This is a genomic window from Microbacterium sp. 2216-1 (assembly GCF_046507855.1).
Classification (GTDB): Bacteria; Actinomycetota; Actinomycetes; order Actinomycetales; family Microbacteriaceae; genus Microbacterium; species Microbacterium esteraromaticum_C.
In genome coordinates this window covers 49,526-73,737 of record NZ_JBKFTM010000004.1, presented here as the reverse complement: position 1 = coordinate 73,737, position 24,212 = coordinate 49,526, and the positions used below count along the sequence as shown (strand labels likewise).

25 protein-coding genes are annotated in these 24,212 nt (G+C 69.2%); 14 read left to right on the top strand and 11 right to left on the bottom strand.

Annotated elements, in window-relative coordinates:
• The first annotated feature begins 13 nt into the window (after positions 1–13).
• A complete protein-coding gene (locus tag ACLD0U_RS12270; protein ID WP_224818641.1) occupies positions 14–1,462 on the top strand; it encodes an NAD(P)H-quinone dehydrogenase in 1,449 nt (482 codons plus the stop codon).
• A 103-nt stretch (positions 1,463–1,565) separates the two neighbouring features.
• Here the strand turns inward: ACLD0U_RS12270 and ACLD0U_RS12265 are convergent, their stop codons facing one another.
• Positions 1,566–3,335 (bottom strand): acetyl/propionyl/methylcrotonyl-CoA carboxylase subunit alpha, encoded by a 1,770-nt coding sequence (locus tag ACLD0U_RS12265; RefSeq protein WP_410340778.1) that lies wholly within the window; start codon positions 3,333–3,335, stop codon positions 1,566–1,568.
• A 66-nt stretch (positions 3,336–3,401) separates the two neighbouring features.
• On the bottom strand, positions 3,402–4,049 hold the full coding sequence (locus tag ACLD0U_RS12260) for a Maf family protein (RefSeq protein ID WP_224818642.1): 648 nt from the start codon (positions 4,047–4,049) through the stop codon (positions 3,402–3,404).
• Positions 4,050–4,083: 34 nt separating this feature from the next.
• Between ACLD0U_RS12260 and ACLD0U_RS12255 the strand changes: the two genes are divergently transcribed.
• The 4 genes from ACLD0U_RS12255 to ACLD0U_RS12240 are packed head-to-tail and all read left to right on the top strand — an operon-like array spanning position 4,084 to position 8,126.
• Positions 4,084–5,280, top strand: coding sequence for a class I SAM-dependent RNA methyltransferase (locus tag ACLD0U_RS12255; RefSeq protein WP_410340777.1), 1,197 nt, complete (start codon positions 4,084–4,086; stop codon positions 5,278–5,280).
• Between the two features lie 59 nt (positions 5,281–5,339).
• Positions 5,340–6,002, top strand: a complete 663-nt coding sequence (locus ACLD0U_RS12250; protein WP_410340776.1) for a response regulator — start codon at positions 5,340–5,342, stop codon at positions 6,000–6,002.
• The gene (locus ACLD0U_RS12245; RefSeq protein ID WP_179410367.1) at positions 5,992–7,227 is read left to right on the top strand and encodes a sensor histidine kinase; all 1,236 of its coding nucleotides are present in this window, start codon (positions 5,992–5,994) and stop codon (positions 7,225–7,227) included. The genes ACLD0U_RS12250 and ACLD0U_RS12245 overlap by 11 nt, the downstream gene beginning before the upstream one ends.
• Complete coding sequence (locus ACLD0U_RS12240; protein WP_410340775.1) at positions 7,224–8,126, top strand: hypothetical protein; 903 nt, start codon at positions 7,224–7,226, stop codon at positions 8,124–8,126. Before ACLD0U_RS12245 ends, ACLD0U_RS12240 begins: the two co-directional genes overlap by 4 nt.
• A 384-nt stretch (positions 8,127–8,510) precedes the next feature.
• Here ACLD0U_RS12240 and ACLD0U_RS12235 read toward each other — a convergent pair whose 3' ends face one another.
• Positions 8,511–8,729, bottom strand: coding sequence for an acyl-CoA carboxylase subunit epsilon (locus ACLD0U_RS12235; RefSeq protein ID WP_179410369.1), 219 nt, complete (start codon positions 8,727–8,729; stop codon positions 8,511–8,513).
• A complete protein-coding gene (locus tag ACLD0U_RS12230) occupies positions 8,726–10,315 on the bottom strand; it encodes an acyl-CoA carboxylase subunit beta (RefSeq protein ID WP_410340774.1) in 1,590 nt (529 codons plus the stop codon). The genes ACLD0U_RS12235 and ACLD0U_RS12230 overlap by 4 nt, the downstream gene beginning before the upstream one ends.
• Before the next feature lie 115 nt (positions 10,316–10,430).
• On the opposite strand from ACLD0U_RS12230, the gene ACLD0U_RS12225 reads away from it, so the two are divergent.
• Positions 10,431–11,390 carry a nucleoside hydrolase gene (locus tag ACLD0U_RS12225; RefSeq protein WP_410340773.1) on the top strand — a complete coding sequence of 320 codons (960 nt, stop codon included), beginning with the start codon at positions 10,431–10,433 and terminating at the stop codon, positions 11,388–11,390.
• 50 nt (positions 11,391–11,440) lie between these two features.
• Here the strand turns inward: ACLD0U_RS12225 and ACLD0U_RS12220 are convergent, their stop codons facing one another.
• A complete protein-coding gene (locus tag ACLD0U_RS12220; protein ID WP_410340772.1) occupies positions 11,441–11,734 on the bottom strand; it encodes a hypothetical protein in 294 nt (97 codons plus the stop codon).
• A gap of 215 nt (positions 11,735–11,949) precedes the next feature.
• On the opposite strand from ACLD0U_RS12220, the gene ACLD0U_RS12215 reads away from it, so the two are divergent.
• Complete coding sequence (locus ACLD0U_RS12215; RefSeq protein WP_410340771.1) at positions 11,950–12,408, top strand: HNH endonuclease; 459 nt, start codon at positions 11,950–11,952, stop codon at positions 12,406–12,408.
• Positions 12,409–12,557: 149 nt separating this feature from the next.
• Here ACLD0U_RS12215 and ACLD0U_RS12210 read toward each other — a convergent pair whose 3' ends face one another.
• From ACLD0U_RS12210 to ACLD0U_RS12195, 4 genes are all read right to left on the bottom strand, one after another.
• A complete protein-coding gene (locus ACLD0U_RS12210) occupies positions 12,558–12,863 on the bottom strand; it encodes a hypothetical protein (protein ID WP_410340770.1) in 306 nt (101 codons plus the stop codon).
• Between the two features lie 78 nt (positions 12,864–12,941).
• Entirely contained in the window at positions 12,942–13,949 is a 1,008-nt protein-coding gene (locus ACLD0U_RS12205) for a hypothetical protein (RefSeq protein WP_410340769.1), read from the bottom strand.
• A gap of 79 nt (positions 13,950–14,028) precedes the next feature.
• Positions 14,029–14,721 (bottom strand): NTP transferase domain-containing protein, encoded by a 693-nt coding sequence (locus ACLD0U_RS12200; RefSeq protein ID WP_206551739.1) that lies wholly within the window; start codon positions 14,719–14,721, stop codon positions 14,029–14,031.
• A 145-nt stretch (positions 14,722–14,866) separates the two neighbouring features.
• Positions 14,867–15,700 carry a hypothetical protein gene (locus tag ACLD0U_RS12195; RefSeq protein ID WP_410340768.1) on the bottom strand — a complete coding sequence of 278 codons (834 nt, stop codon included), beginning with the start codon at positions 15,698–15,700 and terminating at the stop codon, positions 14,867–14,869.
• Between ACLD0U_RS12195 and ACLD0U_RS12190 the strand changes: the two genes are divergently transcribed.
• The 3 genes from ACLD0U_RS12190 to ACLD0U_RS12180 are packed head-to-tail and all read left to right on the top strand — an operon-like array spanning position 15,693 to position 18,882.
• Entirely contained in the window at positions 15,693–17,021 is a 1,329-nt protein-coding gene (locus tag ACLD0U_RS12190) for an ATP-binding cassette domain-containing protein (protein ID WP_410340767.1), read from the top strand. The two genes, ACLD0U_RS12195 and ACLD0U_RS12190, sit on opposite strands and share 8 nt — an antisense overlap.
• Entirely contained in the window at positions 16,997–18,562 is a 1,566-nt protein-coding gene (locus ACLD0U_RS12185) for a hypothetical protein (RefSeq protein ID WP_410340766.1), read from the top strand. Before ACLD0U_RS12190 ends, ACLD0U_RS12185 begins: the two co-directional genes overlap by 25 nt.
• A gap of 53 nt (positions 18,563–18,615) precedes the next feature.
• Positions 18,616–18,882 carry a DUF3039 domain-containing protein gene (locus ACLD0U_RS12180; protein ID WP_179410377.1) on the top strand — a complete coding sequence of 89 codons (267 nt, stop codon included), beginning with the start codon at positions 18,616–18,618 and terminating at the stop codon, positions 18,880–18,882.
• A 9-nt stretch (positions 18,883–18,891) separates the two neighbouring features.
• Here ACLD0U_RS12180 and ACLD0U_RS12175 read toward each other — a convergent pair whose 3' ends face one another.
• A complete protein-coding gene (locus ACLD0U_RS12175; RefSeq protein ID WP_206551742.1) occupies positions 18,892–20,211 on the bottom strand; it encodes a nicotinate phosphoribosyltransferase in 1,320 nt (439 codons plus the stop codon).
• Between the two features lie 102 nt (positions 20,212–20,313).
• On the opposite strand from ACLD0U_RS12175, the gene murQ reads away from it, so the two are divergent.
• From murQ to rdgB, 4 genes are read left to right on the top strand one after another with little or no spacing between them, the layout of a single operon-like run.
• Positions 20,314–21,249 carry an N-acetylmuramic acid 6-phosphate etherase gene (murQ, locus tag ACLD0U_RS12170; protein ID WP_410340765.1) on the top strand — a complete coding sequence of 312 codons (936 nt, stop codon included), beginning with the start codon at positions 20,314–20,316 and terminating at the stop codon, positions 21,247–21,249.
• 11 nt (positions 21,250–21,260) lie between these two features.
• Complete coding sequence (murI, locus tag ACLD0U_RS12165; RefSeq protein WP_179410380.1) at positions 21,261–22,124, top strand: glutamate racemase; 864 nt, start codon at positions 21,261–21,263, stop codon at positions 22,122–22,124.
• A 19-nt stretch (positions 22,125–22,143) separates the two neighbouring features.
• Positions 22,144–22,881, top strand: coding sequence for a ribonuclease PH (rph, locus tag ACLD0U_RS12160; protein ID WP_224818652.1), 738 nt, complete (start codon positions 22,144–22,146; stop codon positions 22,879–22,881).
• Positions 22,881–23,474 carry an RdgB/HAM1 family non-canonical purine NTP pyrophosphatase gene (rdgB, locus tag ACLD0U_RS12155; protein WP_179410382.1) on the top strand — a complete coding sequence of 198 codons (594 nt, stop codon included), beginning with the start codon at positions 22,881–22,883 and terminating at the stop codon, positions 23,472–23,474. The genes rph and rdgB overlap by 1 nt, the downstream gene beginning before the upstream one ends.
• Here the strand turns inward: rdgB and ACLD0U_RS12150 are convergent.
• Complete coding sequence (locus tag ACLD0U_RS12150; RefSeq protein ID WP_206551745.1) at positions 23,471–24,169, bottom strand: DedA family protein; 699 nt, start codon at positions 24,167–24,169, stop codon at positions 23,471–23,473. The two genes, rdgB and ACLD0U_RS12150, sit on opposite strands and share 4 nt — an antisense overlap.
• Between the last annotated feature and the right edge of the window lie 43 nt (positions 24,170–24,212).

Here is a 24,212-nt window from a genome sequence, read left to right as displayed (position 1 = left end):
GGATTGGGGAAGAATGGAGATCATGTCTCAGACTTCCTTCGCGAACCGTCAGAGTGTGGCTGTGCTCGGCGGTGGCCCCGGTGGCTACGAGGCAGCGCTCGCCGCAGCCCAGCTCGGTGCCGAGGTGACACTCGTCGAACGCGTGGGCGTCGGCGGATCCGCTGTGCTCACCGACGTGGTTCCGTCCAAGAGCCTCATCGCGACCGCGGATGCCGCCGTCGCGATCTCTGAGGCGACCGACCTCGGCGTGCAGTTCTATGCCAAGGGTGCGCACGGCAAGCCGCTCAAGCCCGAGATCGCGATCAACCTCGCTGCCGTGAACAAGAGACTGCTCGCACTGGCCGGCCAGCAGTCCGAAGACATGCGTGCCACGCTGCTCGAAGCAGGCGTGCGCATCCTGTCGGGTCACGGGCGCCTCGAGGGCCCCAATGCGATCATCGTCGCCACCGGCCCGGGCGGCACGGACTTCGATCGGATCGAGGCCGACACGGTCGTCGTCTCGGTCGGTGCGTCGCCACGCGAACTGGACTCGGCCAAGCCCGATGGGGAGCGCATCCTCACGTGGACCCAGCTGTACGACATGAAGGCGCTCCCCGAGCACCTGATCGTGGTGGGTTCGGGCGTGACCGGCGCCGAGTTCGCCTCGGCGTACATGAACCTCGGTGCCAAGGTGACGTTGGTCTCCAGCCGTGACCAGGTGCTGCCCGGAGAGGACGTCGACGCGGCTCATGTGCTTGAGAAGGTCTTCAAGCGCGGCGGCATGCAGGTGCTGTCGAAGTCGCGCGCCGAGAAGGTCGAGCGCACCGAGGACGGCGTGCTGGTGACGCTCTCGGACGGACGCACCGTCGAGGGCAGCCACTGCCTGATGGCCGTCGGTTCGATCCCCAACACCGCGGGAATCGGCCTCGAAGAGGCCGGCATCGAGCTCGACGCGTCCGGGCACGTGAGCGTCAACCGCGTGGCACGCACCTCGGTGCCGAACGTCTACGCGGTCGGCGACTGCACGAACTTCTTCCCCCTGGCATCCGTCGCCTCGATGCAGGGGCGCACGGCGGTGTTCCACGCGCTCGGCGACATCGTGATCCCGCTGGAACACCGCAAGATCACCGCAAACATCTTCACCGCCCCCGAGATCGCCACGGTCGGTTACTCGGAGCGCGACATCGAGAACGGTGCGGCCGAGGGAATCGCGTACAAGCTGCCGCTCGCGGCCAACCCCCGGGCCAAGATGATGGGCATCAAGGACGGCTTCGTGAAGATCATCGCCCGCCGCGGATCGGGCACGGTGATCGGCGGCGTGATCGTGGCGCCGAAGGCGTCCGAGTTGATCTACCCGCTGGCGATGGCCGTCGAGCGCCGGATGAACGTCGACCAGGTCTCGCGCGTGTTCGCGGCATACCCGTCGCTCACGTCGAGCATCACTGACGCGAGCCGGGCGATGCACGAGGTCAACAACGCCTGATCCGTCGCGCAGACGAGACACGCGAAGAGGCCCGGTCGAGATCGACCGGGCCTCTTCGCGTGTGCGCTGGCAGACGGGGCGCGAGGCCGCGTCCGCCGCGGGCTCAACTGATGGTCAGCAGCTGGTGGCCGGCCGAGACCGTCGTACCGGCGTCGGCGTTGATGTTGCCGATCACGCCATCCTTGTGCGCCTGCAGAGGCTGCTCCATCTTCATCGCCTCGAGCACGACGACCAGGTCGCCCTTGACGACCTGCTGGCCCTCTTCGACAGCCACCTTGACGATCGTGGCCTGCATCGGCGACTTCACGGCATCACCCGAGGCGCCGGCGTTGGCGGTGGTCGTGTGGCTGCGGCGCGACGGCGGAACAGTGGCGGGACGACCGGCGGTGCCCGAGACCGTTGCAGCGACGCGGTCGGGCAGGCTCACCTCGAGGCGCTTGCCGCCGACCTCGACGACGACGGTGTGCCGCCCGGGGGCGGGGGACGGGTCGTCGAGCTCGCCGTCCCACGGCGCGATGTCACCGGCGAACTCGGTCTCGATCCAGCGTGTGAACACACCGAACTCGCCGTCCTCGGCCACGAAGGCGGGGTCGCGGACGACCAGGCGGTGGAAGGGGAGCACGGTCGGCAGACCGGCGACCTCGAACTCGTCCAGGGCACGGCGCGAGCGCTCCAGCGCCTCTGCGCGGTCGCGGCCGGTGACGATGATCTTCGCCAGCAGCGAGTCGAACGCACCCGACACGGCGTCACCGGCGGTCACACCCGAGTCGAGGCGCACACCGGGGCCGCCGAAGGTCTTGAAGACGTTGATCGGGCCGGGCTGCGGCAGGAAGCCGCGCCCCGGGTCCTCACCGTTGATGCGGAACTCGATCGAGTGCCCCTGCGGCGTCGGGTCGTCATAGTCGAGCGTGCCACCCGCAGCGATGCGGAACTGCTCGCGCACGAGGTCGATGCCGGTGACCTCCTCCGAGACCGGGTGCTCGACCTGCAGGCGCGTGTTGACCTCGAGGAACGACACGGTGCCGTCGGCGCCGATCAGGAACTCGCAGGTGCCGGCGCCGACGTAGCCGACCGCCTTCAGGATGGCCTTGGATGCGGCGTACAGCTGCTCGTTCTGCGCATCGGTCAGGAACGGCGCGGGTGCCTCTTCGACGAGCTTCTGGTGGCGACGCTGCAGCGAGCAGTCGCGGGTCGAGATGACCACGACGTTGCCGGCGGCGTCTGCCAGGCACTGCGTCTCGACGTGGCGCGGCTTGTCGAGGTACTTCTCGACGAAGCACTCGCCGCGGCCGAAAGCGGTGACGGCCTCGCGGGTGGCCGATTCGAACAGCTCTGCGACCTCGTCGAGCTCGCGGGCGACCTTCAGGCCGCGACCGCCGCCGCCGTAGGCGGCCTTGATGGCGATGGGCAGGCCGTGCTCCTGCGCAAAGGCGATGACCTCGTCGGCTCCCGAGACGGGGCCCGGGGTGCCGGGGGCGAGGGGAGCGCCGACCTTCTCAGCGACGTGGCGTGCGGTGACCTTGTCGCCGAGTGCCTCGATGGCGTCGGGGGAGGGGCCGATCCAGATCAGCCCGGCCGAGATCACGGCGCGCGCGAAGTCGGCGTTCTCGGCGAGGAACCCGTAGCCGGGGTGAACGGCATCGGCACCCGAGCGCCGCGCGACCGAGAGGATCTTGTCGATCTGCAGGTAGGTCTCTGCGCTGGTGGATCCGTCGAGGGCGTAGGCCTCGTCGGCGAGCCGCGCGTGCATCGCGTCACGGTCCTGGTCGGCGTACACGGCGACGGACGAGATCCCCGAGTCACGGGCGGCACGAATAATGCGTACGGCGATCTCGCCGCGGTTGGCGATGAGCACCTTGGCGATAGCAGGCATGGGTTTCAGCCTAGCGAGTGCGGGGGCGTTCCTTTTGACGACCACCCACAAGAAACCGTCGATTCGTTATGACTGTGTCCACAGATCGGTCCAGGTGACGCCGAGCTCGCCGGCCAAACGGCGCAGCGTCGACAGCGACATGCCGACCACGGTCGACGGGTCGCCGTCCACGCGCGTGATGAACGGCCCGCCCAGGCTGTCGACGGTGAACGAGCCCGCCACGTACAGCGGTTCGCCGCTGGCGATGTAGGCGTCGAGTTCGGCATCCGAGACATCGTCCGCGAAGGTGACCGCCGCCTCGGCGACCGCGGTCGCCTCGACCGGGGTGCGGTCGGGGTGCACACGGAACACCGAGTGACCGGAGTGCAGGATGCCCGTGGCACCACGCATCTGCTGCCAGCGCTCGCGGGCGACCTCGGCGGTGTACGGCTTGCCGTGCACCTGCCCGTCGATCGCGAACATCGAGTCACCGCCGATGACGATGCCGTCGAAGCGCGGGTGCTCGTCCGGCATCCGCGCGGCCACGTCGGCCGCTTTCGCCCTGGCGAGCAGCAGCACCAGCTCGTCCGGCGACAGCGTCGCGCCGCGCTCCGCCTCCGCGGACGCGGCGACGGCGTCCTCATCGACGTCCGGAGCGACGATGAGGGGTTCGATGCCCGCCTGCCGCAGCAGCATCAGTCGGGCCGGAGAGGTGGATGCCAGGCACACGCGCATGGTTACACGGTAGCCGGTGTGGGATCCTGGAACGATGACCTCGCAGGCTCCCGTTCTCGACCTCGACATCACCGGCATCGCTCACGGTGGGACGTTCATCGCCCGTCACGAGGGGCGTGTCGTCTTCGTGCCGGACGCCATTCCCGGCGAGCGGGTGCGTGCGCGCATCACGGATGCCACGAAGTCGAGCTTCTGGCGCGCCGAGACGCTCGAGGTGCTCGACGCGTCGCCGCACCGCCGCCCGCACGTGTGGGCCGAGGCCGACGTCTCGCGCGCTCCCCAGGACCGCGCCGGTGGCGCCGATCTCGGGCACATCGCCCTCGACGAGCAGCGCGTCCTCAAGCGCCGGGTGCTGCAGGAGGCGCTCGACAAGTTCGCCGGAGCGGGCCTGGACGCCCCTGAGGTCGAGGCGGCGGATGCCGGCGACGGCACCGGCTGGCGCACGCGCGTCTCGTTGCACGTCGACGACGCCGGACGCATCGGCCCGTACGCCGCGCGAAGCCATCGGGTGATCGAGGTGGCCTCCCTGCCTCTGGCGCGCCCGGCGGTCGAGGCGGCCGCCTTCGCACTGCGTGACCACAAGCCGGGACGCGTCGATCTCGTCGAGCCCGAGGATGGCCGGGTCCGTGTGCTCCCGCGGCCGGAGGGTGCGCGTCGGGGCAAGAGCGAGACGATCGTCGAGCGCGTCGCGGGTCGCCGCTTCCGCGTCGACGCCGGCGGGTTCTGGCAGGTGCACCCCCGCGCCGGCGACACCCTGCATGACGCAGTCGGCGAGGCGCTCGCGGGCCGGGTGGACTCGGATGCCACCCACTTCGACCTGTACGGCGGCGTCGGTCTGTTCGCTGCGACGCTGGGTGAGCAGGGGGCGACCGACATCGTCACGGTCGAGTCCGACCGTCGTGCCACCGAGTACGCGGCTGAGAACCTCGCGGTGTTCGACGCTCAGGCTGTCACGGCTCGGGTCGACCGGTTCCTGGGCGGGCTGCCCGCCGGTACGCGCGCGGGCGCGGTGGTGCTCGATCCGCCGCGTGCGGGTGCCGGTCGTGCCGTCGTCGAGTCGATCCACGGGCTCGACCCCGAGGCGATCGTGTACGTCGCGTGCGACCCGGTCGCGCTCGCCCGCGACCTGGGCACCTTCCGTGAGCTCGGTTGGAACGTGCCGTCGCTGCGGGCATTCGATCTGTTCCCGCACTCGCACCACTTCGAGGCCGTCGCACTGCTGACCCGCTGAGGTATGTGCGCGCCTGCGTCGGCACGTACGACCGGGCACGCACTGAGTAGGCTGGCGGGATGAGTACCGTCGCCCTCATCGACGACCACGAGTCGGTTCGTCTCGGCCTGGAAGCCGCGTGTCTGCGCGATGGCGAGCAGCAGGTCGTCTTCTCGGGCGGAACGGTCAAGGAGTACCTCGCCTGGCGCAGGGCATCCGCGTCCGGTCCCGTCGACGTCGTCGTGCTCGATCTGACGCTCGGTGATGGCACCACCGTCACCGAGAACGTCACGGCGCTCGTCGCCGACGGCGCGAGCGTCGTCATCCACAGCGTCGCCGACCGACCCGCATCGGTGCGCGAAGCGCTGGTGGCCGGTGCCGTCGGCGTCGTGAGTAAGTCCTCGGCGCTCGACGATGTGCTCGACGCGATTCGCACCGTGGCACGGGGTGAGGCGCTGAACAATGTCGAGTGGGCGAGTGCGGTCGACGGCGACCGCGAGTTCGCCGATGCGCAGCTGTCGACGCGCGAGCGCGAGGTGTTGCGGCTCTACGCGGCCGGTCTGCCGCTGAAGGCGGTTGCCGAGCGTCTGGGCGTGGCCTATTCCACCGCCAAAGAGAACATCACCCGCATCCGGGTCAAGTACGTCGAGGTCGGGCGTCCCGCACCCACCAAGGTCGACCTGCTGCGTCGCGCGATGGAGGACGGCATCGTCGCACCCGACGGGGTCCCGAGTGGGAGCTGACACCCGAAGCATCCGCGACGCCTGGCTCAGCGTCCCCTCGCCGGGCGAGGCCGGCGCCGGACTCGAGCGCTTCACCGGTCACCGGATGGAGCGCATCCTCGCGATCGTCGCCGCGATCGGTTCGTCGGCTCTCGGGCTGCAGGCGTTGCTGGCCGCGACGACCACCATCAGCCGTGTCGACGCGCCACGCGTCGCGCTGATGCTGCTGGTGTTCGGTCCGCTGCTGTGGATGATCGTGGCGTGCATCAGCGCCAAGACCGTCCGCGCCGCGTGCGGTACGTTCGCGGTCGCCTATGTCATCGGGCTGCTGCTGTGGCCCGTGATCGTCGATCGGGCGACCCGTGAGCCGTCCAGTCAGCCGTGGATCTTCTTCCTCGTGAACATCGCGGTCATCGCGGCGATGCTCGCCTTCCCGCCCCGGTTGCAGGTGTTGTGGGCGGCCGGCATGCCGTTCGTCTACGGATACGTCCGGCTGGTCGAGGGGGATTTCTCGCAGCAGTACTGGATCACCACCGCGTTCGATGTGTCGTTCACGTTGATCCTCGGGCTGGTCATCGTGTCGCTGGGATGGATGTTCCGCCAGGTGGCCGCCGGCGTCGACGAGGCGCGCGACAACGCCGTGGCGACGTATGCGCGTGCGGCGGCGGCCACAGCCGCCGAAGAGGAACGCGGGGCGATGTCGGCGCTGATGCACGACAGCGTGCTCGCTGCCCTGATCGCGGCTGAGCGGGCCAGCTCAGAGCGCGAGCGCGACCTGGCGGTCGTGATGGCGCGCGAGGCGCTGACACGCCTGGCCAACACTGAGGCGCTGCTTGCCCAGGAGGGCAACGATGAGCCTGTGCACCGCGCGCAGGTGGTCGCGGAGCTGCGACGGACGCTGTCGGAGCAGGGCGTCGATGCGGTCGTGGAGGAACGCGGACCGTCTGTTCAGGTGCCGGGGCGGGTTGCGCGCGCCCTGGTGCTCGCTGCGCGCCAGGCGATCAGCAATGCGCTGATGCACGCCGGCGGGCGTGGCCTGCACGTCGTGGCTGAGACGACGACCGGGCACGGTCTGGTGCTCTCGGTCATCGATACGGGGCCGGGGTTCGACCCGGATGCGATCGGCGAGGATCGCCTGGGCATCCGCGCGTCGATCGTGGCGCGGATGGCCGCGGTCGCAGGCACATCCGAGATCCGGACGGATGCCCGCGGCACGATGGTCGTTCTGGGATGGGAGCCGGCATGAGGCGCACCGTCCGCAGCATCGTCACCGCGCTGGCGCTTGGCTTCGCGATCTACTTCGCGGCACGCGCGATCTGGTGGACCGAGCAGCCGACTGCCCCGCTGTTCATGGTGGCGGCGATCGGACTGTACCTCGCGGCCACGCTGACGGCCGTGCTGGCGGGCGCCGGGCACAGCATTCGCCTGCCCGCAGGGCCCGGGTTCCTGGCACTGGGCACCAGCCTGGCCGTGCCCACCCTGGTGAGTCTGTCATTGCCGCCGGACGCACGAGAGGCACCGTTCGCGACCTGGTACATCGGCGCGATCGGCCTGCTCGCGGTGATCTGCATCGTGCGACGCCGCATGGTGTGCGGCTGGGTGATGCTCGCGGCTCTCATCGTCTCGTCGTCGCTGTATCTCGGCATCGATCGGGCGTTCACGCTGGGGCTGGTGGGCTCGATCACGTGGGTGGTCGTGGCGCAGCTGCTGGTGCTGTTCTGGGGCCGGGCGGTGCGCGACACCGAGCGGCTCGCCGACATCCAACGCGCGGTGTCGGCGTGGAACGCGACCCAGGAGGTACGTCAGCGCGAGCGTCGCGTGCGGGCGCAGTTGGCGCTGGCCGTCGCCGGCCCGGTGCTCTCGCGCACGGTCGCCGCACACGGTCACCTCAGCGAGCAGGAGCGGCTCGACGCACGGTTGGCAGAGGGCACACTGCGGGACGAACTGCGCGGTGCGGTGCTGCTGAACGACGCGGTGCGCGCCTCGATCGCGGATGCCCGACGCCGGGGCGCCATGGTGACCGTGTTCGACGAGGGGGGGCATGGAGGGTGTGCCGGCCGACCGCGTCGGGCAGATCCGTGCCGAGCTCGCCGAGGTCGTCGCCGGGTCGCGATCGAATCGGGTGATCATCCGCGCGGGGCGTGACGATCGGGTGGCGGTGACCGTCGTGGGGCGCGCCGCCGGCGGTGCACACGACGACGACGCGGTCGATCTGTGGCACGAGATTCCCCGCGTCGCGGACTGATCTCGCGTCGAGGACGAACCGGCGCGTGCAGGTGGCACGGGCGTCGGGCTGAGAAGGGCGAGGGGCGGCGAAGCCGCCCGCCCCCTCGCCAGCGCGGACCAGCTACCCGAAAACTGTCCGCAAGGGGGCGTACTGCGTCTGTCTACCCTGGGACAGAGCAGCCGCCTAACGCGAAGCGTTGTTACTAGTTTCGCGCGTAGATCGGCGTCTGTCTGTAGGTATTTTGGGGGACAAATGCTGGCCATTTGTCCAGAAATCGACGTTCTCGGGCCGATTCGTCTCGCTCAGCCGCTGAAACGGCCCCACGGGATGTCTCGTCGCAGCGGTCGCCGCAGTGCACGCTGCGTACGCTGCCACGCCGATACGTGCGGCACATCGGCGACGGCCTCTTCCGATTCGCGTACGTAGGCGTCGCTGACGACCGCGATCAGCGCGGCGAGCTCTTCCTCGGTCGGCTGGCCGCGCGTGATCTCGATACGCGGGGTCTGCTCGGGCTCGGTCACAGCGGGATGTTCCCGTGCTTCTTGGGCGGCAGCTCCGCGCGCTTGCCGCGCAGTGAGCGCAGCGCCTTGGCGATCGCCACACGCGTCGCGGCCGGCTCGATGATGCCGTCGATCTCGCCGCGCTCGGCGGCGAGGAAGGGGGAGGTCACGCTGTACGTGTACTCGTTCGCGAGCCGGGTGCGCACGGCCGCGACGTCCTCACCGTTCTCTTCGGCCTTCTTGATCTCGTTGCGGTACAGGATGTTGACGGCGCCCTGCCCGCCCATGACCGCGATCTCGGCGGTCGGCCAGGCGAGGTTGACGTCGGCGCCGAGCTGCTTGGAACCCATCACGATGTAGGCGCCACCGTAGGCCTTGCGCAGAATCACGGTGACCAGCGGAACGGTCGCCTCGGCGTAGGCGTAGATCAGCTTCGCGCCGCGGCGGATGACACCGGTCCACTCCTGGTCGGTGCCGGGCAGGTAGCCGGGAACATCCACGAGCGTGACGATCGGGATCGAGAACGAGTCGCAGAAGCGCACGAAGCGGCTGGCCTTCTCGCCGGCCTCGATGTTCAGGGTGCCCGCCATCTGCGAGGGCTGGTTGGCGATGATGCCGACCGAGCGTCCCTCGACCCGGCCGAAGCCGATCACGATGTTCGGCGCGAACAGCGGCTGCACTTCGAGGAACTCGCCGCCGTCGACCACGTGCTCGATGACGGTGTGGATGTCGTACGGCTGGTTGGGCGAGTCGGGGATGATCGTGTTCAGGACGTGATCGGCGTCGGTGGTCTCGAACTCGAACGCCGAGTCGTACGCCGGCACCTCGGCCATGTTGTTGTCGGGCAGATAGCTGAGCAGCGTGCGCGCGTAGTCGAGCGCGTCGTCCTCATCCTCGGCCAGGTAGTGGGCCACACCCGAACGGGTGTTGTGCGTGTGCGCGCCGCCGAGCTCTTCCATGCCGACGTCCTCGCCGGTGACGGTCTTGATCACGTCGGGGCCGGTGACGAACATCTGGCTGGTCTTGTCGACCATGATGACGAAGTCGGTGAGGGCCGGGCCGTACACGGCGCCGCCGGCGGCCGGTCCCATGACGATCGAGATCTGCGGGATGACGCCCGACGAGCGGGTGTTGCAGCGGAAGATCTCGCCGTACTTGCTGAGGGCGAGCACCCCCTCCTGGATGCGGGCACCGCCCGAGTCGAGGATGCCGATGATCGGCATGCCGCCCTGCAGCGCGAACTCCATGATCTTGATGATCTTGTCGCCGGCGACCTCGCCGAGCGAGCCGCCGAAGGTCGTGAAGTCCTGGGAGTAGACGGCGACGGTGCGGCCGTGGATGGTCGCGACGCCGGTGACGACGGAGTCACCGTAGGGGCGATTGCGGTCCATGCCGAACGAGGTGGTGCGGTGGCGCACGTACTCGTCGAACTCGACGAAGCTTCCGGTGTCGACGAGCAGCTCGATGCGCTCGCGTGCGGTCATCTTGCCCTTGGCGTGCTGCTTCTGCTGGGCGAGCTTCTCGGGCTCGACGACCGCCTCGGTGAAGCGGGAGCGAAGGTCCGCGATCTTCGCGGCCGTGGTCGAGAGGTCAGGCTTTTCCGTCACGGATTCCACACTAGCGCCGGGGCGCCGAGCGGCGTTGGATGCTCGGCACAACGCACACGCGATTCCTTTGGTTGATCTGCTCGGTGCGTGGGGGCGGAGATCTAGGCTGGACATCATGCCCACACCTGTGATTCTCGATGTCGACACCGGCGTCGATGACGCTCTCGCCCTGCTGTTCGCTGTTGCGCACCCCGAGATCGAGGTGCTCGGTGTCACCTGCGTCGCCGGGAATGCCGGGTTGGATGACGTCGTCGCGAACACCCTGCGCATCCTCGATCTCGCCGGTGCGGCGGACGTACCGGTCGCGGCCGGTGCCGCTCGCCCGCTGATCGCCCCGGCTCGCGCGGCCGCCCACGTGCACGGCGAAGACGGTCTGGGCGGCATCGCGCTGCCTCCCGCGACGCGCGGCGCGGCTGACGAGTCGGCCGTCGCCATGATGCGACGGCTGATCATGCAGCATCCGGAGCCCGTGACGCTCGTCGCCCTCGCGCCGCAGACCAACCTCGCCCTGCTGCTGCGCACCCACCCCGAAGTCGCGGCACGCATCGAGCGGATCGTGTTCATGGGCGGCTCGGCGAGTGTCGGCAACGCCACAGCCGTGGCGGAGTTCAACGTATGGCACGACCCCGAGGCGGCCGCGATCGTGCTCGATGCCGGGGTGCCGACCACGATGTACGGCCTCGACGTGTTCGAGCGCGTCTCGGTGCCGCTGGAACGCGCGAAGGCGTTGACGGCCGGCGCGCACCGTGCGGCACGGGCGGTCGGTGAGCTGTTGGGCAACCGGGTGGCCATGAGCGAGGACGAGTCGCTGCAGTACACCGGGCTGATCGGCGACGCCGGTGCGGTGTGCGCGATCGTCGCGCCCGAACTGGTGCGCTTCGAATCGCTCCCGGTGCGGGTCGAGTTGAGCGGCTACAGCCGGGGCCAGACGGTCGTCGACTGCCGTGCGTACGCGGGGGAGGACAGCCTGCACGGCCTCGACGAGGTGTGGTCGCGTTCCGAGGTGGCGCTGGGTATCGACGCGGATGCTGTCGCCGACCTGTTTCTGAAGACGGTGCTGACGCTGCCGGAGTGAGGGTACGGATGTCTCGCGGTCTTCGAGACTCTGCTGAAAACTTTCTCTGATCAGCCAGAATTCCCGCAGTCAATGTCGGTGGCCCCCTGTTGACTGGAGGCATGACCAACCCCGCCGCAATTCTCGATCGAGTCGTCACCGACCTCGATCAGCTGCTCGGTGCGGATGCGCTCATGAGCCTCACCGATGCCGAGAGGCGCGTCGTTCTGAGTGCTGCCGGCGATGCTCTGCGGCGCGTCGAGGCGACCATCATCGAGACGGTCGAGATGGTCGCGACGGGCGATCCGGTTGACCTGCCGCACGGCGCGGCATGCCGCAATGTTGAACGAACTGCTGCAGCGCACTCTGCGGTTCGACTCGCGGGGCGCGGCGCGGTTCGTGAAAGCGGGCAAGGTCGTGCACCGCGACGTCGACCTCACATCGGGGGAGTCGCTGCCGGCGCGGTGGCCCGCTCTTCGACGGGCGATGCTCGACGGTGCCGTCGGAACCGATGGGCTGCTGGCGGCCACGGGGCCGATCGAGTCGGCCGGCGACCGGATCGGTGCCGCCGACGCTCGTCGTGCACCTCGAGTCCGCAGACAGCTCGTGGGCCAGTGTTCCGGGTGTCGACGGCCCGGTGAGCGCCGCAGTCGCCCGGCATACCGGTTGCACCGGTGCGATTCAGCGCGTGTTCACGGAGCAGGGGCGGATCGTCGGGATGACGGTGACCGACCGCATCTTCAACGTTCACCAGCGCCGGGCGATCACGCTTCGCGACAAGGAGTGCTTGATTCGCGGATGCCACGTGCCGGCCTCCTGGTGTGAGATCCACCACGTCACCGAACACTCCCGCGGCGGACCGACCAGCACCGACAACGGTGTGCCGTTGTGCTGGTGGCACCACAGATCACTCGAGTTCTCCGGCTGGGAGATCCGCATGCACGACGGCCTACCCGAGATCCGCGGACCCGCCTGGTGGGATCCTTTGCATCACTGGCGCACCCCGCGCCTGTGGTTGCCCGACTTCGCGTTCACGTAGTCGCTCGTTCGCGTGCGCCCTGCAATGTCGTGCATGTCATCCGCGCCGGCCTCCATCCGATCGAGCAGGCGATCGCTGAGAACGACCGGGCTGCTGAGCAAGCGCTGAAGTCCGGGGAAGCGCAGCAGCGTCTTGTCGCGCACCGGCCATCACACGACGAAGCGCCACACGTACTCCAACCCGTCGGCTTGGCGGAACCAGGCGATCGTCACAACCGCCTCGTCGGGGGCCGACGCGCACAGGCACAGTTCGACCGTTTCGGTGGGAAGGACCTGACCCCACAGATCCACGACGCAACGGGCATCGACATCGTCGCGAAAGACGCGGACGAAATCGACGGGCTCCTGGCTGGCATTCATCACCACCGGGTGGGCGCGGTCGTCGCGGGTGACCACCCAGGGCACACAGTGCGCGGTCGGCGGCGGGGACTGGCAGGGATCGATGGGAGGCAGCATGCCGCCAAGCTAGGAACGCCCTCCGACGGTCAGAGCGCCTCAGAGCGCCTCACGACGTCCGCTGTGCAGAAGTCATGCTCAAGCCGGTTCTGGGGACGCCGAATCAACAGCATCCGAATCGGCAGCATCCGACCCGGGGTCGAGTCCTTCCCTCCGTCGGCGCAGCTTCGCTCCGACCTCGCGGCTCGCCGCACCGAGCCCGCGCCCCGCCGCACCCACTCCGCGACCGGCGGCACCGAAGCCCCGGCCCACGCTGCCCGCGACCCCGACAACGCCACCGCCGAGGGAACGCGCGCCCGACAGCATCCGTCGCTCCAGTCGCTCGCTGCCGGGCGTCGGCTCCAACTCGGGCGGCAAGAAGACGGGCGCCGCGCCGAAGGCGCGACGCGACGTCACCAGCACCCGTCGTCCGAGGATGTTGTTGCCGGCACCGCCGATGACCGCGCCGATGCCGAACGGCAGCGCCTTGCCGATGAACGACGCCCCGCCCCGGCCCGCGAACTGCCGGATGAACGCCGACTTCAAACGATCCACAAGCGGACCGACGGCGGCGCGTGGCAGTGACTTCGTCACCAGCTCGCCCCAGTACGACGACCGCGTGCCGCCCCGGCCCGTCGCCTGCTGCGCCAGCTGCGAGACGAGGTCGACGCCCTCCTTGCCGAGCATCAGGGTCATCACCAGCGCCCGAGCACGGTCGGGGTTCTCGATCGCGATGCCGTGCACCTCCGCCACCGACTGCGCGAAGAGTGCCGTCGACTCCATGAACCCGATGGTCTCCACACCCGACAGCGCCAGAGTCACCCCGGTGCCGATGCCCGGAACGACAGCGGTCGCACCGACGGCCGCGCCACCGGTGGTCACCGCGGCGAGGTAGCGGATCTCGAGCATGCGCACGATCTCGTCCGGCGTTGCGCGCGGATTGCGCAGGCGGATGCTACGGATGTGCGCCACGACCAACGGGCGCTGCACCGACATCACCCGATCGATTCCGCGCACGGTGAGCGGGTGCTCGTCGGACCCGACCGGAGGCACGTGGGCATCCCACGGTGCGTCATCCGGCAGCGAATGGATCTTGTGGACCTGCATGGTCCGAGCCTATGCATCGCATCCGCGAGAACGCCGAAAGCCGCCTCCCGAGGGGAGACGGCTTTCGAGAGGGAGGCGCTCAGACGAAGAGGTTGGCGCGCTCCAGGTCTTCAGCGAAGTCGACCTCGACGGCGTACAGGTCCGAGACGTCCATCGGCTCGAGCAGCAGGCCATCCTCGGCGATCGCCAGCTCGAGACCACGCTCGAAGTAGTCCTGATCCTCGACACGCTGCAGCTGGCGCATGAACGCCTTCTTGTCGCGCGATGAGATGTAGTTGATGCCCACAGCCTCGCCGAGGCCGCCCTTGACGGTCTTGGACAGCTCGTTGATGAAGCCCTCGGCGGTGACGGTGTACTTGACCTCTTCGTCGCTGACCTTCGAGGTGTTCACGGTCACGAACGACTGGTCGCGCTCGATGAACTCGATCGCCCGGCCCAGGATGCGCGGGTCGAAGACGACGTCGCCGTTCATCCACAGCACGCCGCTCTTGCCGGTCACGCTCAGCGCGCGCAGCAGGCTCTTGGACGTGTTGGTCACGTCGTAGCGCTCGTTGTGCACGTACTTCGCCGAGGGAAACGCCTCGATGATCGTCTCGGCGCGGTAGCCGACGACGGTGGTGATGCGGGCGTCGCCGCCGAAGGCCGCGCGGATGTTGTCGTGCTGCTGGCGCATGATGGTGCGGCCGTCGCTGAGCTCGGTCAGCGGCTTGGGCAGCGCGCGGCCGAGCCGCGAGCCCATGCCCGCAGCCAGGATGACGGTCTGAAGAGTCACGTTTTCTCCTAATAGGAACTGTGTTCACTGTCGATTCATCGACGCGACACCTCTTCGTGCCTCCGCAATGCTACTGATCACACCTGGGAGGCCGAAGGCTTCAGGGGCGCTGTTGCTGTTTCGTGACCTGTTCCACACGAGTCTGTCAGGAACCGTGAGCCGCGTCGAGGGGTTCTGCGGCACCGAAACACGTCGTCACCGGGTCGGCGGCTCTGTCAGGGCGGATTGGTACCTTAGTAGGCGTGACAGCATCCGGGGAGACGCACGAAGACCGCACCGAGGGGGTGCCGACCGCGAGCGCGGGCGCTGACACCGCCGCCACGCCGAAGCCGAAGCGGGGTGCCGCGGCGGCGAAGAAGACATCGGATGCCACCGACTCGGCTTCCGACACGAACGTGTCGTCGACGGCCGAGGACAAGCCTGCCGTCAAGAAGGCAGCGCCGAGGAAGACGGCCGCGAAGAAGACCGCAACAGGTTCGACGGCGTCGAAGACGACCGCAGCGCGTGGCACAGCGACCAAGACGGCGACAGCGTCGAAGACGGCCGCAGCGTCGAAGGCACCCGCGACCGCGAAGACGGGCACGGCATCGAAGACCGGTGCCACGTCGAAGGCCGGTACGACATCGAAGACCGGCACGACCTCGAAGGCCGGCGCGACCTCGAAGGCCGCCACGGCGTCCAAGAGCAGCACGGCATCCAAGACCGCGGCGGCGAAGAAGGCCGCAGCGACCAGTGCGGCGGCGAAGTCCGCCGCGGCGAAGAAGACTGCCGCCGAGACGGCGGAGAAGACGACGGCGGTCAAGGCGGCCGCTGCTCGGACCGCGTCGACGAAGGCCGCGACCAAGGCGACCGCAGCCAAGACCACAGCTGCGAAGACGACCGCAGCCAAGACGGCCGCCGCGAAGTCTTCCGCGTCGACGACGGGTGCCAAGGCGAAGACATCCACGGCGAAGAAACCCGCGACGAAGACCGTGAGCACAGCGTCGAAGACGAGCGTGGCGTCTCAGCGACCTTCGGCCAAGGCGTCGACAGCCAAGAAGACCGCGACGCCCACAACCGAAGACGCCACGCCGGTTCTCATCACCGATCTGACGGTGCCACCGGCAGCGGAGGTCACGACCGACACGCGGATCGACCTGGAGGCGTCGCCGTCGGCGCGTCGCCTTGTCGCTGCTGAGCACAGCGCACCCGAGCGGTCCGAGGCCCGGCCGCCGCGGGGCGCCGTCGCGGCCGCCGCCGCGCCCATCGTCGCCGAAGTGCCGGCCCCGGTGCCGACTGAACAGCACGAGACCCCGGCGTCCGAGGAGCCCCCGGCGTCCGAAGACGCACCGGTAGCCGAAGACGCAGCGGCAGTGGAAGAAGCCCCGGTCGCAGTTGAGGCCGCGGTCACTGACGCGCCGTCGAGTGACGACGACGCGCCTCTCTCGGAGGAAGCCGCTGACGACGCGCATCCGACGTCGGACGATCAGGTGGCGCACGACGCGAGCGCTACGGCGGTCGTCGACTCCGGCGCCGTGGATGCCTCCGATGATGCCGATCGCCCCGAGGCGGTACACATCCGCGGACTCGTGAAGCGCTTCGGCGATACAACAGCTGTCGACGGTATCGACCTCACCGTTCCCGCCGGATCGTTCTACGGTCTCGTCGGCCCGAACGGCGCCGGCAAGACGACCACGCTCTCGATCATCTCCGGGCTGCTGCGGCCCGACGCCGGCACGGTGCACATCAGCGGTATCGATCAGCGCGCCGAGCCGTTGGCCGCGAAGCGGGTGATGGGCGTGCTGCCGGATCGGCTGCGCGCGTTCGACCGGCTCACCGGTCGCCAGCTGCTGTTCTACTACGGTCAGCTCCGGGGCCTCAAGCGCGCGGTGATCGAGAGCCGCACAGCCGACCTCGCGCGTGCGTTCGACCTCACCGAGGCGCTCAGCCGCGTCGTGTCCGACTACTCGGCCGGAATGACCAAGAAGCTCATGCTGGCAGGGGCGCTGATCCACTCGCCGCGGGTGCTGGTGCTCGATGAGCCGTTCGAGGCCGTCGACCCGGTCTCATCCGGCGTCATCCTCGACATCCTGCGCGCCTACGTGTCGCATGGCGGAACGGTCATCCTCTCCAGTCACGGCATGGATCTGGTCGAGCGCGTCTGCTCGCGCGTCGCCGTGATCGTCGGTGGCGAGGTGCTCGCCGAGGGCACCATCGACGAGGTGCGCGCCGGGCGCACGCTCACCGAGCGGTTCGTCGAGCTCTCCGGTTCCAGCGGCGAAGTGGAGGGACTGGAGTGGTTGCACACGTTCTCCGGCTGAGACTCGCCCTGCTGGTCGGCGCGGCGCACGGAGAGCACGGAGTGCGCCGTGTGCTCGCGCTGCTGGCATCCGCCGCAATCACGGTCGCCGTGTGCATCGCGATCCTCAGCATGGGCAGCGCACCGCTGCCCACCGCGCAAGCGGTGCTCGTGCTGGGTGCCGCAGCGACATTCATCTCGTTCGTGCTCGCACCGATGCTCACCGGCACCCCCGATCAGCTCGATCCGCGACGCTTCGCACCGTTCGCCGTCGACCAACGGCAACTGCCCTGGATCCTCGCGCTGAGTGCACTCGTCAGCGTCCCCAGCTTCGCGTTGATCGCCGCGACGACGTGCGTCGTGATCGTCGCCGTCTCGGCCGGCGCCCCCGCGCTGCTGGCGATCCTCGCCGGGATCGTCGGTGTCATCTCGATCGCCCTCGCCGCACGCATCGGCATGGCGATCAGTGCGATCCTGCTGCCCGAGCGACGCTCGCGCGAACTCACCGTGCTGATCACGATCCCGGTGCTGGTGGTCGCGTTCCCCGTCGCCGCGTACTTCGCCTCGATCCGCTGGGACGGCGAGGTTCCCGCCGCCGTCGACACCGCCACGACGATCGTCGGCTTCTCGCCTCTCGCCGCGCCCTATGCGCTGCCGTTCCACGCGGCCGCCGGCGACAGCGCCGCGGCCTGGGGGAGCGGACTGGTCGCGTTGGCATCCATCGCCGGTCTGCTTGGCCTGTGGGCCTTCCTCGTGCGCCGCCTGCTGACCGTCACCGAGCGTCCCTACGCCACACGAGAGCGGTCGGGCCTGGGCTGGTTCGGTCTGCTGCCGGCGAACGCGTTCGGCGCGGTCGCCGCGCGCAGCCTGGTCTACTGGCTGCGTGACCGGCGCTACATCGTCAACGTGCTCGTCGTGCCGATCGCCGGCGTGCTCACGGTCTTCCCCCTGATCGTCGCCGGCGTGCCGGTGTGGATCGCCGCACTGGTGCCGGTGCCGCTGATGGCGCTGTTCTTCGGCTGGCTGCCGCACAATGACGTCGCGTACGACTCGACAGCTCTGTGGGTGCACGTCGCCAGCGGCGTACGCGGACTGCCCGACCGTCTCGGGCGGCTGGTGCCGGTGCTGATGGTGTCGATCCCGGTGCTGGCGATCGCGATCTCGGTGACACTCGCGTTCATCGCCCAGTGGAGCCTGCTGCTGCCCTTCATCGGTGTGACGGCCGCCCTGCTGTTGAGTGCGTTGGGCATGTCGAGTATCGCCTCGGTCGTGTTCCCCTACGCCGTCTCGCGCCCCGGCGACAGCCCGTTCCAGCAGCCGCAGCGCTCGTCGTCGCACGGGTCGTTCGGTGCGGCCGGAACCTTCCTCGGCGCACTGGCCTTCAGCGCACCGACGATCTGGCTGTTCGCGCTCACGATCGCAGAGGGCGACCAGCACGCCCCGGCGGCGTTCTGGGTGGGCATCCTGACCGGCGTGCTGGTGCTGTTCGGCGGAGCGGCCATCGGCGGCGCCATCTTCGAACGCAGCGGCGAGCGGCTGATGGAGTTCGTCGAGACGACCTGATCGGTTGTGCAACCGCCGCGCCGTGAGCCGCCTGCGGCGGCTAGAATCGCGGCATGAGTACTCCGCTGGACAGCCCCGATCAGGGTGGCGTGGCAACACTTGATCGCGAACTCGAAGAACTCCTCCGCGAGGAGAACGTCGAGCCCGGCGACCATGAGCGCTTCTCGCACTACGTGAAGAAGGACAAGATCCTCGAATCGGCCATCACCGGCAAGCCGGTGCGCGCCCTGTGCGGCAAGAAGTGGACCCCGGGGCGCGACCCCGAGAAGTTCCCGATCTGCCCGACCTGCAAAGAGATCTACGAGTCGATGGTCCGCTGAGCCGAGCGCTCAGTCCGCGTCGACGAACACGGTCGGGATCGCCGGATCGGACTTGCTGAGCGCGAGCGCCCGCACCGGCAGCTCCTCGCGCACCCGCAGGTGATGTTCGCGAGCCGCTGCCGTACCCGCGGCGCCCTCGTGCGCCGAGTCGATCTCGCCGCCGTCCACGAGCACGACCTGCAGGGCACGGGCATCCGGGTGCTCAGCGGCACTGTCGACCTGCTCGAACCCGTCGGCCACCGAGATCGTCTCGGAAACGGCCACGCCGTTCTGCAGCGCACGGAACGCCGACTTGCGTCCGCCCTTGGACCCCTTGTCGGCCGAAGCCTTCGCGACCGAGACCCATGCCCCGCTCGGGTCCTGACGCGCGACGAGCTTGTAGACCATCCCCGCGGTCGGGTACCCGGATCCGGTCACCACTGAGGTGCCTACGCCGTAGAAGTCCACCGGTGACGCCGCGAGAGCGGCGATGGCGTACTCGTCGAGATCGCTGGTGACGGTGATCGCCGTCTCGGTCGCGCCCAGTTCGTCCAATTGAGTGCGTACCGCGGCGGCCACCAGCGGCAGGTCGCCCGAGTCGAGGCGTACGCCGCCCAGCCCGGTTCCGGCGACGCGGATCGCCGTCTCGACGCCGGTGCGGATGTCGTAGGTGTCGATGAGCAGCGTGGTCTCCACGCCCAGGCTCTCGACCTGCGAGCGGAACGCGGCCTCTTCGGAGTCGTGCAGCAGCGTCCACGAGTGAGCGGCGGTGCCCATCGTCGGGATGCCCCAGCGGCGGCCCGCCTCGAGGTTGCTCGTGGCCGCGAAGCCGGCGATGTAGGCGGCCCGTGCTGCGGCGACGGCCGACTGCTCGGCGGCCCGACGGGAACCCATCTCGGCCAGTGGGCGCTCGCCCGCGGCGATGCTCATGCGTGAGGCGGCCGTCGCGACCGCCGAGTCGTGGTTCAGCACGCTCAGCGCGAGCGTTTCAAGCACCACGGCGTCGGCGAAACTGCCCTCGACGGTGAGGATCGGCGAACCGGGGAAGTACAGCTCACCGTCGCGGTATCCGCGGATCGTGCCGGTGAAGCGGTAATCCTCCAGGTAGCGCAGGGCGGCAGCATCCACCACATCGTTGTCACGCAGGTACCGCAGCTCGTCCTCACCGAAGTGGAAATCGCGCAGCAGCGTGAGCAGCCGGCCCACGCCTGCGACGACGCCGAAACGGCGTCCGCCCGACAGGCGGCGCGAGAACAGCTCGAAGACGCTGGGGCGTTGCGCCGTTCCGTCGCGCAGCGACGCGGCGAGCATGGTCAGTTCGTACCGGTCGGTGAGGAACGCGGAGCTCATCGGCCCAGTGTATCGAGGGCGCGCATCGGCAATACTGATCAGCGGGCTCCGACCCTCCGACGGCGACCGCCGCCGGGCACCCGCCGACCGGAGAACACTCACATGTCAGATCGTGAACAGCTGCGCGCCACCCTGGGAACACTCGCGACCGAGGGCGTCGACCCCGCCTTCGCCGAGCTCGATGTGCTCGCGACCGGCGACCAGGTCGCCCTGATGGCCGAGCAGGGCATCGTCGCGGCGCAGGCCGTCGCCGCCGAGCGTGAGAGCATCGCCCATGCCGTGGATGGCATCGTCGAGCGACTGCGACGCGGCGGACGCCTCGTCTACATCGGCGCCGGCACGGCCGGACGCATGGGGGTGCTGGATGCCAGTGAGATCCCGCCCACGTTCGGCACCGATCCGTCGCTGGTGACGGGACTGATCGCTGGTGGCGAGCATGCGCTGCGCAACGCCGTCGAGAACGCCGAGGACGACCGTGACGCCGGCGCGCTCGCGGTGGCCGAGCTCGGCCCCGACGACGCGCTCGTCGGGATCTCGGCCTCGGGGCGCACCCCCTATGTCTCTGCCGCCCTGCTGACCGCGCGCGAGCGGGGTGCTTTCACCGTGAGCCTGGCGTGCAACCGTGACGCCGAGATCTCGCAGGGCGTCGATGTCGCCATCGAGGTCGTCGTGGGTCCCGAGGTCGTCGCAGGCTCCACCCGGCTCAAGGCCGGTACGGCGCAGAAGCTCGTGCTGAACACGCTCTCGACGTTGGCGATGGTGCAGTCGGGCAAGGTCTACGGAAACCTGATGGTCGATGTGCAGTCGACCAACGAGAAGCTGCGCGTACGCGCCGAGCGCACCGTCATGCACGCCACGGCGTGCTCGCCCGAGCAGGCGGCATCGGCACTCAGCGACGCGGGGGGATCGGTGAAGCTCGCCATCGCGATCGTCGAGACCGGAGCGGATGCTGCCACGGCCCGCGCCGCGCTCGACGCGGCCGGGGGCAATCTGCGCCAGGCGCTGGCAGCGACGCGGGCGGGTGGACGGCCCGACTAGGCTGGATGATCATGAACGACGCGCCCATCGGCATCTTCGACTCCGGAGTCGGCGGGCTCACGGTCGCCAGGGCCATCCGCGCTCAGCTGCCGCGCGAATCGATCGTCTACATCGGTGACACCGCGCATTCGCCGTACGGCCCCAAGCCGATCGCCGATGTGCGCCGGTACAGCCTCGAGGTGCTCGACACGCTCGTCGATCAGGGCGTCAAGATGCTCGTGATCGCGTGCAACACCGCATCGGCGGCCGTGCTGCGCGACGCCCGTGAGCGCTATGACGTGCCCGTCGTCGAAGTCATCGGTCCTGCCGTGCGCCGTGCCGTCTCGACCACGCGCAACGGGCGTGTCGGCGTGATCGGCACGATCGGCACGATCGGCTCGCGCGCCTACCAGGACATGCTCGAGGTCAATGAGCGGCTCGAGGTCTTCACCGCCGCCTGCCCGCGATTCGTCGAGTTCGTCGAGGCCGGCATCACCGGGTCGCCCGAGGTGCTCGCCACAGCCGAGGACTACCTGGCACCGCTGCGGCAGGCCGACGTCGACACGCTCGTGCTCGGGTGCACGCACTACCCGTTTCTGCGTGGTGCCATCAGCTACGTGATGGGCGACGGCGTCTCGCTCGTCTCCAGCGATGATGAGACCGCCGCCGACGTGTACCGGCAGCTCGTGCGCGGCGACCTGCTGGCGTCGCCTGACGCCGTGCCGACCTACACCTACGAGGCGACCGGTCAATCGGCCGATGACTTCGCCACGCTCGCCAACCGGCTGATGGGCCGTGAGGTACGCGATGTGCAGCTGGTGCAGACCGGCGTCATCGTGCTGCCCGAGCTCGCCGGCCCTGACGGCACCGATTTCACAGATGCCGCCCGGCACTGAACCCTTTCGAGAGGACACCATGACCGACATCGTCCGCGCAGACGGCCGCAGCACCGATCAGCTCCGTGAGATCACCATCGAACGCGGCTGGGCGGCGCACGCCGAGGGATCCGCGCTGATCAGCTTCGGGGGCACGAAGGTGCTGTGCACCGCATCGTTCACCAACGGCGTGCCCCGGTGGCTGACGGGCAAGGGCAAGGGCTGGGTCACGGCCGAGTACGCGATGCTGCCGCGCGCCACCAACTCGCGCAACGACCGCGAGAGCGTCAAGGGACGCATCGGCGGACGCACGCACGAGATCTCTCGGCTGATCGGGCGCGCACTGCGCGCCGTGGTCGACACCAAGGCCCTGGGCGAGAACACCATCGTCATCGACTGCGACGTGCTGCAGGCAGACGGCGGCACCCGTACGGCGGCGATCACCGGTGCGTACGTGGCACTGGCGGATGCGATCGAATGGGGCCGCGAGAAGAAGTTCATCGGCAAGAACGCCACGCCGCTGCTGGATTCGGTCGCGGCCGTCTCGGTGGGCATCATCGACGGCGAGCCGATGCTCGATCTGGCCTATGTCGAGGACGTGCGCGCAGAGACCGACATGAACGTCGTCGTCACCGGCCGCGGGCTGTTCGTCGAGGTGCAGGGCACCGCCGAGGGTGCGCCGTTCGACAAGCGTGAGCTCGATGCCCTCACCGAACTCGGGCTGAACGGCTGCGCCGAGCTCAGGCAGCACCAGCTGACCGCACTGGCGGCCGAGTGATGCGGGTCGTTCTCGCTACCCACAACCCGCACAAGATCGCCGAGCTGCAGCAGATCGTCGCTCTCACCCGGCCCGATCTCGAGGTCGTCGGCTACGACGGGCCCGAGCCGGTCGAGGACGGCGTGACGTTCGCCGAGAACGCTCTGATCAAGGCGCGCGCCGCGGCGGCGCACACGGGTCTTGCCGCTGTCGCCGACGACTCGGGCATCTGTGTGGACGTGCTCGGCGGGTCACCCGGGGTCTTCTCGGCCTACTGGGCGGGGCAGAAGAAGGATGCCGTCGCGAACCTCGACCTGCTGCTGGACCAGCTGCGAGACATCGCCGATCCGCACCGCGCGGCGCAGTTCCGCTCGACGATCGCGCTCGTGACCGCCGACGGCGCTGAGCACGTGGTCGAGGGCATCTGGGCGGGCAGGCTCGCGCATGCTGCGGCGGGGGAGGGTGGCTTCGGCTACGACCCGATCTTCATCCCGGCCGGTCAGGATCCGGCATCCGAGCGCACGGTCGCGGAGTTCTCAGCCGACGAGAAGCAGGCACAGTCGCACCGTGCGCGGGCGTTCGCCGCGCTGGTGCCGCTGCTGGAGAACCTCTAGCCGAGCTCGGCGGGGCCGGTGCCGTTCGCCTCGCTGATCCGGCGGCGGCGCAGCCGCAGCAGTCGCGCGACGACGAACCAGATCATCAGCAGGGCGATCACGACGAGCACGGCCTTCGACAGCACGCCGCTCCATCGTTCGAGCACGGGGTCGATGGCGGGTCCGAACGCGAAGCCGAGGCCGATCCAGATGCCGTTCCAGATCGCCGAGCCCAGGAACGTGTACGTGGTGAACTTCCACAGCGGCATCCGCTCGATGCCCGCGGGGATCGAGACGAACGAGCGCACCAGCGGTACGCACCGCCCGACGAACACGGCGACGCCGCCCCAGCGCTGGAAGAACACTTCGGCCTTGTCGAAGTCGTCGGTGTCCATCAGCGGGATGCGGCCGACCAGCCGGCGCGTGCGGTCGCGTCCGAGCGCGGCGCCCAGCGCGTACCAGATCCATGCTCCGACGAGCGCGCCGGCGGTGGCGGCGATCCATGCACCCCAGAAGCTCATCAGCCCCGCGTAGGCGAGAAAACCGGCCCCGGGCAGGATCGCCTCGGAGGGCACCGGCGGAACGAACGTCTCGATCAGCACGGCGACGCCGACGCCGACCTCACCGAGCGACTGCATCAGCGAGAGCACCCAGCCGATGAAGCCCTCGTACTGGGCATCGGCGGCGCTGCGCGCCACAAGCGCACTCGTGATCATCTGCGTCGTCCTCTCGTCTCGCGACGCAGGTGCGTCCCTCCCA

Coding starts and splice junctions, on each gene's coding strand:
- ACLD0U_RS12270 (WP_224818641.1), top strand. CDS start 14: ATGGAGATCATGTCTCAGACTTCCTTCGCGAACCGTCAGAGTGTGGCT.
- ACLD0U_RS12265 (WP_410340778.1), bottom strand. CDS start 3,335: ATGCCTGCTATCGCCAAGGTGCTCATCGCCAACCGCGGCGAGATCGCC.
- ACLD0U_RS12260 (WP_224818642.1), bottom strand. CDS start 4,049: ATGCGCGTGTGCCTGGCATCCACCTCTCCGGCCCGACTGATGCTGCTG.
- ACLD0U_RS12255 (WP_410340777.1), top strand. CDS start 4,084: ATGACCTCGCAGGCTCCCGTTCTCGACCTCGACATCACCGGCATCGCT.
- ACLD0U_RS12250 (WP_410340776.1), top strand. CDS start 5,340: ATGAGTACCGTCGCCCTCATCGACGACCACGAGTCGGTTCGTCTCGGC.
- ACLD0U_RS12240 (WP_410340775.1), top strand. CDS start 7,224: ATGAGGCGCACCGTCCGCAGCATCGTCACCGCGCTGGCGCTTGGCTTC.
- ACLD0U_RS12225 (WP_410340773.1), top strand. CDS start 10,431: ATGCCCACACCTGTGATTCTCGATGTCGACACCGGCGTCGATGACGCT.
- ACLD0U_RS12210 (WP_410340770.1), bottom strand. CDS start 12,863: ATGCTGCCTCCCATCGATCCCTGCCAGTCCCCGCCGCCGACCGCGCAC.
- ACLD0U_RS12205 (WP_410340769.1), bottom strand. CDS start 13,949: ATGCAGGTCCACAAGATCCATTCGCTGCCGGATGACGCACCGTGGGAT.
- ACLD0U_RS12180 (WP_179410377.1), top strand. CDS start 18,616: ATGAGTACTCCGCTGGACAGCCCCGATCAGGGTGGCGTGGCAACACTT.
- ACLD0U_RS12175 (WP_206551742.1), bottom strand. CDS start 20,211: ATGAGCTCCGCGTTCCTCACCGACCGGTACGAACTGACCATGCTCGCC.
- murQ (WP_410340765.1), top strand. CDS start 20,314: ATGTCAGATCGTGAACAGCTGCGCGCCACCCTGGGAACACTCGCGACC.
- murI (WP_179410380.1), top strand. CDS start 21,261: ATGAACGACGCGCCCATCGGCATCTTCGACTCCGGAGTCGGCGGGCTC.
- rph (WP_224818652.1), top strand. CDS start 22,144: ATGACCGACATCGTCCGCGCAGACGGCCGCAGCACCGATCAGCTCCGT.
- rdgB (WP_179410382.1), top strand. CDS start 22,881: ATGCGGGTCGTTCTCGCTACCCACAACCCGCACAAGATCGCCGAGCTG.
- ACLD0U_RS12150 (WP_206551745.1), bottom strand. CDS start 24,169: ATGATCACGAGTGCGCTTGTGGCGCGCAGCGCCGCCGATGCCCAGTAC.